Source organism: Halioglobus sp. D3-4 (assembly GCF_055809315.1).
This window is the reverse complement of the sequence record NZ_CM147907.1, coordinates 1,355,783-1,368,516: the sequence shown is the minus strand read 5'-3', so window position 1 is coordinate 1,368,516 and position 12,734 is coordinate 1,355,783. Positions and strand designations below refer to the sequence as shown.

The window sequence follows — 12,734 nt, the reverse complement described above, 5'->3', positions numbered from 1 at the left end:
ATGGCTGCTCTTCGTACTATTACATTTGACGGCGTTATCGTCGGTGGCGGTGGCGCTGGAATGCGCGCTGCACTGCAACTGGCGCAGTCCGGTTTCAAAACGGCAGTAATATCCAAAGTCTTTCCAACGCGCTCTCATACGGTATCTGCACAAGGCGGCATAACCTGCGCCATCGCATCTGCAGATCCGCATGACGATTGGCGCTGGCATATGTACGACACCGTGAAGGGCTCCGATTACATCGGTGACCAGGACGCCATCGAATACATGTGCAGTGTTGGCCCCGAAGCGGTGTACGAACTCGAGCATATGGGTCTGCCGTTCTCGCGTACCGAGGAAGGGCGTATTTATCAACGCCCCTTTGGCGGGCAGTCAAAAAATTACGGTGAGGGCGGTCAGGCCGCTCGAACCTGTGCTGCGGCAGACCGTACGGGTCACGCCCTGTTGCACACCCTCTATCAGGGCAACCTGAAGCACGAAACCGTGTTTTTCAATGAGTGGTATGCTACTGATCTGGTAAAGAACCAGGACGGTGCTGTTGTCGGCGTGATCGCGATCTGCATGGAAACAGGCGAGGTCGTCCATATCAAGTCCAAGGCAACTGTTCTAGCCACCGGTGGCGCGGGGCGGATTTACGCCTCCACTACCAATGCACACATCAACACTGGTGACGGTATTGGCATGGTGCTGCGGGCGGGCTTCCCGGTACAGGATATCGAAATGTGGCAGTTCCACCCGACGGGTATCGCCGGTGCCGGCGTACTGGTCACTGAGGGCTGTCGAGGTGAGGGTGGTTACCTCATCAATAAAGACGGTGAGCGCTTTATGGAGCGCTATGCGCCAAATGCCAAGGACCTTGCCGGCCGCGATGTTGTCGCTCGTTCCATGGTAATGGAAATACTCGAGGGAAGAGGTTGCGGGCCCGAGGGTGACCACGTGTTCCTGAAGCTGGATCACCTTGGGGAGGAAGTGCTGGAAAGCCGACTTCCGGGTATCTGCGAGCTGTCGCGCACATTTGCCCATGCCGATCCGGTGAAAGAGCCAGTGCCAGTGGTGCCGACCTGTCACTACATGATGGGCGGGATTCCAACCAATGTGCACGGCCAGGCGTTGAGCGTTGGCCCCGATGGTGCCGATTCAGTTATCCCCGGATTGTTTGCCTGTGGTGAGGTTGCCTGTGTGTCGGTGCACGGCGCCAACCGGTTGGGCGGGAATTCACTGTTGGATCTCGTGGTATTTGGGCGTGCTTCAGGTCTGTTTATTGAAAAATCCCTGCGTGAGGGTATCGATCTGCGCGAGGCGTCTGAAAGCGATGTCGAACATGCAATGTCACGCCTCGAAAAGTTGAATAACTCCAGTGGCGGTGAAAACGTCGCTGAGTTGCGCAAGGAATTGCAGAACACGATGCAGAATCACTTTGGTGTGTTCCGCGATGGTCCATTTATGCAGGAGGGTATCGATAAATTGGCCGAGTTGCGCGGACGAATAGAAAACGCACAGCTTGCCGATAAGAGTATGGCCTTCAATACGGCACGTATAGAAGCGCTGGAACTGCACAATTTATTCGAAGTGGCTGAAGCGACCGCTATCACCGCCGAGGCGCGTACCGAGAGCAGGGGTGCTCATGCGCGAAACGATTACGATTCGCGTGATGATGAGAACTGGTTGTGTCACTCTCTGTACTTTCCCACCGACAAACGTGTAGGTAAGCGGAAGGTTAATTTTGAGCCGAAAACGGTTGATACCTTTCAGCCGAAAGCGCGTGTTTACTAAGGGGCCTGAATCATGTTGCAAGTCAGTATATATCGCTACAATCCGGAACTCGATTCAGAGCCCTACATGCAGGATGTACAGGTCGACACCGGCGGCAAGGACCTAATGGTCCTGGATGTGATGGAGATGATCAAGGCGCAGGACACCACGGTGACCTACCGCCGATCCTGCCGTGAAGGCGTGTGTGGGTCTGATGGCGTCAATATGAACGGCGTGAATGGTCTGGCCTGTGTCACCGCTCTATCCAAGGTTGTGAAAAACAACAAGCTGGTGCTGCGTCCGCTGCCCGGTCTGCCGGTGATCCGCGATCTTATTGTGGATATGAGCCTTTTTTATGCGCAGTATGAGAAAGTGCAACCTTACCTCCAAAACGATACGCCCGCGCCGGCGATCGAACGACTGCAATCTCCTGAAGCCCGGGAAAAACTGGACGGTTTGTACGAGTGTATTCTGTGCGCCTGTTGCTCAACCTCCTGTCCTTCGTTCTGGTGGAACCCGGACAGGTTCATCGGCCCGGCTGGACTATTGCAGTCCTATCGCTTTCTGGCGGACTCCCGCGATACCGCAACCGAGGAGCGTTTATCGAAACTGGATGATCCCTTCAGCGTTTTTCGTTGCCATGGTATTCAGAATTGTGTCAATGTATGTCCCAAGGGGCTCAACCCCACACGGGCCATCGGCCACATACGAAACATGTTGCTTACACGTGCTACCTAGCTTTAATTTCTACTTGTAACTTATTGAATATACAGGTTAAAACAGAGAAAATTGTCCGCATGTAAGGCTCTGTTAGGTGCTGTCTTTCCACTGGGAGGGCAGCCGTGCGGTATTAACCCGCCCTGTATACGCATCGAGCGCGCTTTCGGCATGTGGCGACGCAGAACAGGTCAACCGCGCCCCGGGAGGGGTACAGATGCAAAATAGCACCATGGAATTACTGTGGCAGAGCTCCCACATTGCGGGCGGCAATGCGACTTATGTTGAGAATCTATACGAGTCCTACCTGAAAGACCCCAATGGCGTGCCTGAACAGTGGCGCGACTATTTTGACAAGCTCCCGACCGTGGCGTCAGAAGTCGTTCAGGTGGAGGATGTCCCCCACTCTGTCATTCGAAAGCGTTTCGCACAGATCAGCAAGATGCGCGTGCGCACAGAAGCGACCGTGCAACACGACTCGCAGGCGACAGAGTACGAACGCAAGCAGGTGTGTGTTGTTCAACTCATATCGGCCTATCGTCAGCGCGGGCACCAGAAGGCCAACCTCGACCCGCTGGGGTTGGCCGAGCGCGAGCAGGTCGCTGACTTAAACCTCAGTTTTCACCAGCTGTCCAAAGCGGACTTCGACACTGTATTCCAGACCGGCACGCTGCACATCGGCAAGGCCGATGCTACGCTGGGCGAAATCTACGAAGCGCTCAATCGTACCTACTGTAATACGATTGGTGCCGAGTTCATGCATATTGTCGATACCTCGCAAAGGCACTGGATAATGCAGCGCATGGAGTCTGTGCGCTCCGCGCCGGACTACGGGACAGAGGTTCGCCGGCAATTGCTCACGCAATTAATCAACGCTGAGGGGCTGGAAAAGTCACTGGCCTCGAAGTACCCCGGTACCAAACGATTTGGCCTGGAAGGCGGTGAAAGCCTGGTACCTATGCTGTCGGAGATGGTGCAGCGTTGCGGTGCACTCAGTGCGAAAGAGATTGTTATCGGCATGGCCCACCGCGGTCGGTTGAATGTGTTAATCAATATACTCGGCAAAAACCCCTCTGAGTTGTTCGCGGAGTTTGAGGGCAGGGCACAGTACTCCAGTTCCGGTGATGTTAAATATCACCAGGGTTTTTCCTCTAATGTGATGACTGCTGGCGGCGAAGTGCATCTGGCGCTGTCATTTAACCCGTCCCACCTGGAGATTGTGGCGCCCGTGGTGGAGGGCTCGGTTCGCGCGCGTCAGGAACGCCGCAACGATGCCACCGGTGACCTTGTAGTACCCATCGTCATTCACGGTGACGCGGCGTTTGCCGGTCAGGGCGTGGTGATGGAGACGTTCCAGATGTCACAAACCCGCGCCTACAAAACCGGTGGCACTATTCACATCGTGCTCAACAATCAGGTGGGGTTCACCACGCACAAGCGAGAGGATGCGCGCTCCACTGAATACTGCACCGATATCGCAAAAATGGTGCAAGCCCCGATTTTTCACGTTAATGCGGATGACCCTGAAGCCGTGTTGTTTGTCACGCAGTTGGCTATCGATTACCGCACGGAATTCAAGAAGGATGTAGTTATTGACCTGATCTGTTATCGGCGCCGCGGCCACAATGAAGCGGACGAACCCTCGGTAACACAGCCGCTGATGTATGCGCAAATATCCAGCCATAAGACCACGCAGGAGATTTACGCTGAAAAGCTCATCAACGAAGGGGTCATCGCAGAAACCGAGGTGCAGGCGCTGGTAGATCGCTATCGAGATGCGCTGGACCGTGGTGCGCCACTGGTCAGCAGCCTGGTCACTGAACCCAACAAAGCCCTGTTCGTCGACTGGTCTCCTTATCTGGGTCACGACTGGACGCTGGAGTGCGACACCCGGGTCGATATGCAGACATTGCAGGCGCTGGCGCACAGCACCAATCTGGCGCCGGATGGCTTTCCGCTGCAGCGCCAGGTATCAAAGATACTTGAGGATCGCCGCAAAATGGGCGCCGGCGCTATGCCGATAAACTGGGGGTTTGCGGAAAACCTAGCCTACGCCTCGTTGCTGGATGCAGGGTACCCCGTTCGCCTGACCGGGCAGGATGTCGGCCGTGGCACGTTCTCTCATCGCCACGCTGTCTTGCACAACCAGTCCGATGGCAGCTCGTACATCCCGTTGCAACATATCGGTGAAGAGCAAGCCAAGTTTGTGATTCACGATTCACTGCTGTCTGAGGAGGCCGTGCTGGCGTTCGAATACGGCTATGCCACCACATTGCCGCAGGGGCTGGTGATATGGGAAGCTCAGTTTGGCGATTTCGCCAACGGTGCACAGGTTGTCATCGATCAGTTTATTACCAGTGGGGAGCACAAATGGGCGCGTCTGTGCGGCCTGACCATGCTGCTGCCGCACGGATATGAAGGCCAGGGTCCTGAGCACTCTTCGGCGCGTCTGGAACGTTTCATGCAGCTTTCAGCTGAACACAATATACAGGTGTGTGCGCCGACGACACCAGCGCAGGTGTTTCATATGCTTAGGCGCCAGGCAATACGCCCGCTTCGCAAACCGCTGGTGGTGATGTCGCCAAAGAGTTTGCTGCGTCATAAAGAGGCGATCTCAACCATCGATGAGCTCGCCGATGGGCACTTCCACAATGTACTGGATGAGACCGATGATCTCGACACATCCAAGGTCGAGCGTATTATTATCTGCAGTGGCAAGGTGTTTTACGATCTTCGTGCGGCTCGGCGAGAGCGCGGACTGGAGCATATCGCTATATTGCGATTAGAGCAGCTGTACCCCTTTCCAGAGGATGAACTGCAGGAAATCCTGGCCAAGTCCTACCCGAATATCGTCGATGCAATCTGGTGTCAGGAAGAACCAATGAACCAGGGTGCGTGGTACGCCAGTCAGCATCATATGCGGCGTGTGATACAGCGCCACAAGGTAGATGTCTACCTGCGTTACGTTGGGCGGGAGGCGTCAGCCGCGCCTGCGGCCGGCTATATGGCCCTTCATCTGGAGCAGATGAAGCAATTTATTGATGAAGCCCTGGGTGAGATGCCCTGGGGCAGTTAGCAACAACCTGATGGTTATAAAGGAATAGAAATGTCTATCGAAATCAAGGCTCCTGTGTTTCCTGAGTCCATCGCTGATGGGGAGGTGGCCGCCTGGCACAAATCAGAAGGCGAGGCTGTCGCCCGCGACGAACTGATTGTCGAAATTGAAACGGACAAGGTGGTACTGGAAGTCGTGGCTCCCGCCGATGGTGTGATCTCGAAAATCCACGCACAAGTAGGGGAAACGGTTGAGGGGCAGCAGTTGCTGGCAACTCTGGAAGAGGGGCAGGTCGCAGCGGCCGGTGCCTCGTCAGGGGCGGAGCAGACACCAGAGTCCTCCGCTGTGCAACCAGCCGCCAGCGACACGCCTTCGACCGACTTGTTGGGGCCCGCGGCCAGGCAACTGGTGGAAAAACACAAACTGGATATCAGCGCGATTACGGGCACCGGAAAAGGTGGCCGCATACTAAAGGAAGATATCCTGAAATTTATGAAATCACAGGATGAAGCCACCGAGGCAGCGCCAACGCCGGCAGCGCCAGTGCCAGCGCCTACCGCCAGCACAGCGGAGGGCCAGCCGGAGGCGCGGGTGTCCAGCGAGCGGATTGAGCGCCGCGTGCCGATGACCCGTATGCGAGCAAAAATCGCCGAGCGCCTGTTGGACGCCTCGCAGCAGACTGCGATGCTGAGCACGTTCAACGAGGTCAATATGGCCCCGGTGATGGCATTGCGCGCCAAGTACAAGGAACAGTTCGAGAAAACGCACAATGGCACACGGCTCGGTTTTATGGGCTTTTTTGTCAAAGCCGCGTGTGAGGCGCTGAAACGTTTTCCAGCCGTTAATGCCTCCATTGATGGCAATGATATTGTCTACCATGGCTATCAGGATATCGGCGTGGCCGTATCGACCAAGGGTGGACTGGTTGTGCCGGTCATGCGCGATGCCGACTTTATGAGTTTGGCCGACGTCGAGGCGGCTATTACCGACCTTGGAAAGCGCGCCAAGGATAGCAAGCTGACTATTGAGGACATGACAGGTGGCACGTTCACCGTCACTAATGGTGGTGTTTTTGGCTCGTTGTTGTCTACGCCCATCCTGAATCCCCCGCAGACCGGGATACTCGGGATGCACAAGATTCAGGACCGCCCCATGGCCGTGAACGGGGAAGTGGTTATCCTGCCAATGATGTATCTGGCACTGACTTATGATCACCGCCTGATCGATGGTAAAACAGCGGTCCAGTTTTTGGTGGCAGTGAAGGATTTAATTGAGGATCCGGCCAGGATTCTTTTACAGCTTTAAGACTGTTGTGGGTTTCTCAAGCTGTCCGTTGCGATAGTGCAAGCATTCAATAGTAAAACGACTCTAAATTGGGAATGACGATGTCAGATAAATATGATTTGGTGGTTATAGGATCAGGTCCCGCTGGATATGTGGCTGCCATCAAAGCGGCGCAACTGGGTTTAAAAACGGCCTGTGTTGAGATGTGGCTGGATGACAGGGACAAGGTTCAACTCGGGGGCACCTGCCTCAATGTAGGCTGCATTCCCTCCAAGGCGCTGCTGGACAGTAGTTACAAGTTTACCGAGGTGCGTGATGATCTGTCTGTGCATGGCATATCCGTCAAGGAGCCAAAGTTTGATGTGCCCGCCATGCTGGCTCGCAAGGACAAGATTGTCACACAGCTCACCGGCGGAATAGCGGGATTGTTCAAGCACAACGGCGTTACAGCGATAGCAGGTAAGGCTAGGGTGTTATTCGGCACCAAGGTTGAGGTGACCGATGCCAAGGGCGATGTGACGGAACTGCAGGCGGACAACATCATAATCGCAGCCGGGTCCCTGCCTGTAAACATTCCGCCAGCGCCTATCGACAATGACTATATCATCGATTCCACCGGCGCACTGGCGCTAACCGAAGTGCCAAAAAGGCTTGGTGTTATCGGAGCTGGCGTCATCGGCCTTGAGCTCGGTAGTGTGTGGCGCAGGCTGGGCGCCGAAGTGGTTATGCTCGAAGCGTTGGATGATTTCCTGCCGATGATGGATTTGCAGATCAGCAAGGAAGCGGCCAAGGTTTTCAAGAAACAGGGACTGGATATACGTCTCGGTGCGCGTGTTACCAATGCCGAAGTCAAGGATGGCAGCGTAGTTGTGACCTATTCAACAGCCGATGGCGAGCACACCGAAAGTTTCGATAAGCTCATCGTGGCAGTGGGTCGCAAACCCAATTCAGAAGGGCTATTTTCCTCCGACAGCGGTGTCACACTGGACGAGCGCGGCTTTATCTATGTCAATGATTTCTGTGAAACAGAAGCGCCCCATGTGTACGCTGTCGGCGATATAGTGCGGGGCCCGATGCTCGCTCACAAGGGTTCGGAAGAGGGGGTCATGGTCGTCGAACGTATCGTCGGCGAGCAGGCGCAGATGAACTATGATTGCATACCCTCTGTCATTTACACCCACCCGGAAATAGCTGCAGTCGGAAAAACCGAGCAGGAACTTAAAGCGGACGGTATTGAATATAAAACCGGCGTATTCCCTTTTTCCGCAAGCGGGCGAGCGCTGGCGGCAAATGATCCACAGGGCATGGTAAAGTTGATCGCCCATGCTGAGACCGACCGCATACTGGGCTGCCATATTCTGGGCGCTTCGGCGGCAGATCTGGTGCAGCAGGTTGTGATAGCGATGGAGTTCGGTTCCAGTGCAGAAGATCTTGCTTTAACAGTGTTTGGACATCCTACGCTGTCTGAAGCAGTACACGAAGCCGCGCTGGCGGTGGATGGCCATGCCATTCATATTGCCAATAGAAAAAAGCGGTAGTGACACTCTTCCAGGTGTGTACAGCAGCATAAATTGTAGACGCGCCGGGATATTCATGGGCCCGTTTGGCAAAGGCTTTACTGCCGAACGGCCTTTATTATTGACAGTTTTTACTAGATAACAGGATAGAACATGAATCTTCATGAGTATCAGGGTAAGCAACTGTTCGCTGAGTATGGTTTGCCTGTCTCCAAGGGGTTTGCTGTTGACACCCCAGAGGATGCAGCGGCTGCAGCGGACAAAATTGGCGGTGACATGTGGGTGGTTAAAGCCCAGGTTCACGCCGGTGGTCGCGGTAAGGCGGGCGGTGTCAAGCTGGTTAAAACCAAGGACGAGATCAAGGACTTTGCAGCAAAATGGTTGGGTCAACGTCTGGTAACGTATCAGACCGATGAAGGCGGCCAACCGGTCAGCAAAATTCTGGTAGAGACTTGCACTGATATCGCTGAAGAGCTGTACCTGGGAGCGGTGGTGGATCGTTCTTCCCGACGTATCGTTTTCATGGCTTCTACAGAGGGTGGTGTGGAAATTGAGAAAGTCGCGGAAGAGACTCCTGAGAAAATTCTTCGTGCGACTATCGATCCTTTGGTGGGGCCACAGCCTTATCAGGGCCGTGAGCTGGCTTTCAAACTCGGCCTTTCAGGTGAGCAGATCAAACAATTCGTGAAGATCTTCATGGGACTGGCGCAGATGTTTGCCGAGAAAGACCTGGCGCTGATCGAAATCAACCCGCTGGTTATTACTGACGAGGGCAACCTGCATTGCCTGGATGCCAAAATCGGTGTCGATAGCAATGCGCTCTATCGTCAGAAACAGCTTCAGGAGATGCACGACCCCAGTCAGGAAGACGAGCGTGAATCACACGCTGCTCGCTGGGAGCTCAATTATGTGGCGCTCGATGGCAACATTGGCTGCATGGTGAACGGCGCCGGCCTTGCTATGGGCACAATGGATATCGTTGCACTTCACGGCGGCTTCCCCGCCAATTTCCTGGATGTGGGCGGCGGTGCCACAAAAGAACGTGTGTCAGAAGCGTTCAAAATCATTCTGTCAGATGACAAGGTAAAAGCCGTACTTATCAATATCTTCGGCGGTATTGTGCGCTGTGACCTGATTGCAGAAGGTGTCATCGGAGCCGTAGAAGAGATAGGCGTTGAAGTGCCGGTGGTTGTGCGTCTGGAAGGCAACAATGCCGAACTGGGCCAGAAGGTCCTGGCTGAGAGCGGTTTGAATATTATCGCTGCCACCAGCCTTACCGATGCTGCCCAGCAGGCAGTGAAAGCAGCGGGAGGAGCCGCATAATGAGTATTCTAATCGACAAAAACACCAAAGTGATCTGCCAGGGCTTCACCGGTTCGCAGGGTACGTTCCACTCAGAACAGGCCATCGAATACGGCACGAAAATGGTAGGTGGTGTCACACCCGGCAAAGGCGGCCAGGAACACCTCGGCTTGCCCGTGTTCAATACGGTGTCAGAGGCGGTTGAAGCTACCGGTGCAGAGGCTTCGGTGATCTATGTGCCGGCGCCATTTTGCAAAGACTCGATACTGGAAGCAGCCAACGGTGGTATTAAACTGATCGTGTGTATCACTGAAGGTATCCCCACGCTGGATATGCTCGACGCAAAAGTGAAGTGCGACGAACTTGGCGTACGACTGATCGGCCCCAACTGTCCCGGCGTGATCACGCCCGGCGAGTGCAAGATCGGTATCATGCCCGGTCATATCCACCTACCAGGTAAGGTTGGTATTGTGTCTCGCTCTGGCACGCTGACCTATGAAGCGGTCAAGCAGACAACAGATGCAGGGTTTGGTCAATCCACTTGTGTCGGGATTGGCGGTGATCCTATTCCCGGTTCCAACTTTATCGATATTTTGCGGATGTTCCAGGACGACCCTGCCACAGAGGCGATTGTAATGATCGGCGAGATTGGCGGAACGGCGGAAGAGGAGGCTGCGGCCTATATTAAGGCCAATGTGACCAAGCCGGTGGTGTCCTATATCGCTGGCGTCACCGCGCCCAAAGGTAAGCGCATGGGTCACGCCGGAGCCATTATCTCCGGTGGCAAGGGAACGGCCGACGAGAAGTTTGCCGCGCTGGAAGATGCAGGTGTGAAGACAGTCCGCAGTCTCGCCGAGATTGGTACTGCATTGTCTGAGGTTACTGGCTGGTAATTTCCCTCTACACTCGATCAAAGATAAGGCCCGTCACTGTACGGGTCTTTTTTTTGCATCGAATTTGCGCTCAGCGAATCGTGGTTAAAGCCTAAAAAATGCTCGTACAGCCATAAATTCCACGTCCTCCCTTGAAAAAAACGACGGCCACCCCAATATCATCGTAAGGAATTAACTCCCGTAAATTCAATGACATATAATGAGGTTGACATGACCGCTGATGTAAAGAAAGAGACCCTGGGCTTCCAGACTGAAGCGAAACAACTGCTTCACCTAATGATCCATTCCCTGTATAGCAACAAGGAAATCTTCCTGCGTGAGCTGATCTCCAACTCAAGTGATGCCATCGACAAACTGCGTTTTGCCACACTGGAAAATGAATCACTCCTAGAGGGGGATTCCGAGTTTCAGATACGTGTTGAGGTCGACAAAGACAACAATACCATCACGCTAAGCGACAACGGTATCGGTATGAACCGGGAAGATGTTATCGAAAATCTCGGTACGATTGCCAAGTCGGGCACTGCATCTTTCCTCGAAAGCCTCACGGGCGATGCGCGCAAGGACTCGCAACTGATCGGTCAGTTCGGTGTCGGCTTCTACTCGGCGTTTATTGTGGCGGACCGTGTTGAAGTGCACACGAGAAAAGCAGGTGAGCCCGCCGACGCAGGTGTACTGTGGGAATCTCATGGTGAAGCAGAGTTTTCCATCGAGGCGAAATCCCGGGATGCACGCGGTACAAGCATCACCTTATTCCTTAAGGATGACTGCAAGGAATTTGCAGACGATTGGCGCGTGCGCAGCGTAATCAAGAAATACTCCGATCACATCTCTGTGCCTGTGATGATGGCCAGGCCGCCAGCGCCCCCCGCGGAAGGTGAAGAGGACCAAGCAGGGGAAGAGGAGCCCGCAGAGTTTGAGGCCATCAATGAAGCGACCGCGCTGTGGACGCGCCCCCGTAGCGAAGTCTCTGACGACGAATATAAGGCTTTCTACAAGCACATTTCGCACGATTTTGAAGATCCGCTGACCTGGAGCCACAACAAGGTAGAGGGCAAACTGGAGTACACCAGCTTGTTGTATCTGCCGGCCCGAGCACCGTTTGATATGTGGAACCGCGAGATGTCGCGCGGCCTCAAACTCTATGTCCAGCGCACATTCATCATGGACGAAGCTGAACAGTTTCTGCCAATGTACCTGCGGTTTGTCAAAGGTGTGGTTGATTCCAACGATCTGTCCCTGAATGTATCCCGGGAGATCCTGCAGCAGGACCCTGCTGTTGAGAGTATGCGCAACGCCCTGACCAAGCGTGTGTTGGACATGCTGGGTAAAATGGCCAAAGACAAGGACAGCGAAGACTACGCCAATTTTTGGAAACAGTTCGGCACCGTGCTCAAGGAAGGTCCGGCAGAGGATATGGCGAACCAGGAAAAAATCGCCAAGCTGTTGCGCTTCAGCACTACGCATACCGATTCCGAAAAGCAGGATCAATCACTTGAAGATTACGTGTCCCGTATGCAGGAGACACAGGACAAGATCTACTACGTTGTTGCGGAGAATTTCAATACCGCTCGCAAGAGCCCCCATCTGGAAGTGTTCCGCAAGAAAGGCATCGAAGTACTATTGCTTTCGGATCGCGTCGACGATTGGCTGATGAACCACTTGCGCGAATTTGACGGAAAACAACTGCAGGATGTCGCACGCGGTGCACTGGACCTGTCCAGCGATTCCGACGACGAAAAGGCCGAGCAGGAGTCACTGGCCAAGGAATCTGAGGCACTGATAGAACGGATATCCGCGGTACTGGAAGCCAAAGTGAGTGAAGTTCGTGCTACTGCCCGTTTGACAGACTCGGTAGCCTGTCTGGTGGTCGGTGAAAACGACATGGGTGCCCAGATGCGTCGCATCATGGAGGCAGCCGGTCAGGCGGTGCCGGAGACTAAGCCCATTCTGGAGATCAACCCGAGTCATCCTTTAGCGCTCCTGCTGGATGGGGAAGCTGACGAAGACCGGTTTGCGAATCTTGCGCATATCATCTTTGACCAGGCCGCCCTTGCTGAGGGCGGTCATCTGGATGATCCTGCCGAGTACGTGTCCAGGCTGAACTCGCTGCTGGTGGAACTCAGCAAGGCGTAACCTATCTCACGCTAGCATGTTCTTTGGGGCGCTAGCGTGTCATCCTGTGCCCCGCATTCGGGACACGTCGCGTCTCAA

At 54.5% G+C, this 12,734-nt stretch carries 8 protein-coding genes; all 8 read left to right on the top strand.

The window, feature by feature from the left end; translation table 11 throughout:
- The 8 genes from sdhA (at window position 1) to htpG (ending at window position 12,656) form a co-directional block, all read left to right on the top strand.
- Window positions 1-1,773 carry a succinate dehydrogenase flavoprotein subunit gene (sdhA, locus tag AC0L6S_RS05910; RefSeq protein WP_473427498.1) on the top strand — a complete coding sequence of 591 codons (1,773 nt, stop codon included), beginning with the start codon at window positions 1-3 and terminating at the stop codon, window positions 1,771-1,773.
- Window positions 1,774-1,785: 12 nt separating this feature from the next.
- Window positions 1,786-2,490, top strand: a complete 705-nt coding sequence (locus AC0L6S_RS05905; protein ID WP_473427497.1) for a succinate dehydrogenase iron-sulfur subunit — start codon at window positions 1,786-1,788, stop codon at window positions 2,488-2,490.
- Between the two features lie 196 nt (window positions 2,491-2,686).
- The gene (locus tag AC0L6S_RS05900) at window positions 2,687-5,545 is read left to right on the top strand and encodes a 2-oxoglutarate dehydrogenase E1 component (protein ID WP_473427496.1); all 2,859 of its coding nucleotides are present in this window, start codon (window positions 2,687-2,689) and stop codon (window positions 5,543-5,545) included.
- A 30-nt stretch (window positions 5,546-5,575) separates the two neighbouring features.
- Entirely contained in the window at window positions 5,576-6,829 is a 1,254-nt protein-coding gene (odhB, locus tag AC0L6S_RS05895) for a 2-oxoglutarate dehydrogenase complex dihydrolipoyllysine-residue succinyltransferase (RefSeq protein WP_473427495.1), read from the top strand.
- A gap of 80 nt (window positions 6,830-6,909) precedes the next feature.
- Window positions 6,910-8,346 carry a dihydrolipoyl dehydrogenase gene (gene lpdA / locus AC0L6S_RS05890; protein WP_473427494.1) on the top strand — a complete coding sequence of 479 codons (1,437 nt, stop codon included), beginning with the start codon at window positions 6,910-6,912 and terminating at the stop codon, window positions 8,344-8,346.
- 132 nt (window positions 8,347-8,478) lie between these two features.
- Entirely contained in the window at window positions 8,479-9,648 is a 1,170-nt protein-coding gene (sucC, locus tag AC0L6S_RS05885; protein ID WP_473427493.1) for an ADP-forming succinate--CoA ligase subunit beta, read from the top strand.
- Entirely contained in the window at window positions 9,648-10,520 is an 873-nt protein-coding gene (sucD, locus tag AC0L6S_RS05880; RefSeq protein ID WP_473427492.1) for a succinate--CoA ligase subunit alpha, read from the top strand. The genes sucC and sucD overlap by 1 nt, the downstream gene beginning before the upstream one ends.
- A 210-nt stretch (window positions 10,521-10,730) precedes the next feature.
- Complete coding sequence (gene htpG / locus AC0L6S_RS05875; protein ID WP_473427491.1) at window positions 10,731-12,656, top strand: molecular chaperone HtpG; 1,926 nt, start codon at window positions 10,731-10,733, stop codon at window positions 12,654-12,656.
- The last annotated feature ends 78 nt before the right edge of the window (window positions 12,657-12,734 follow it).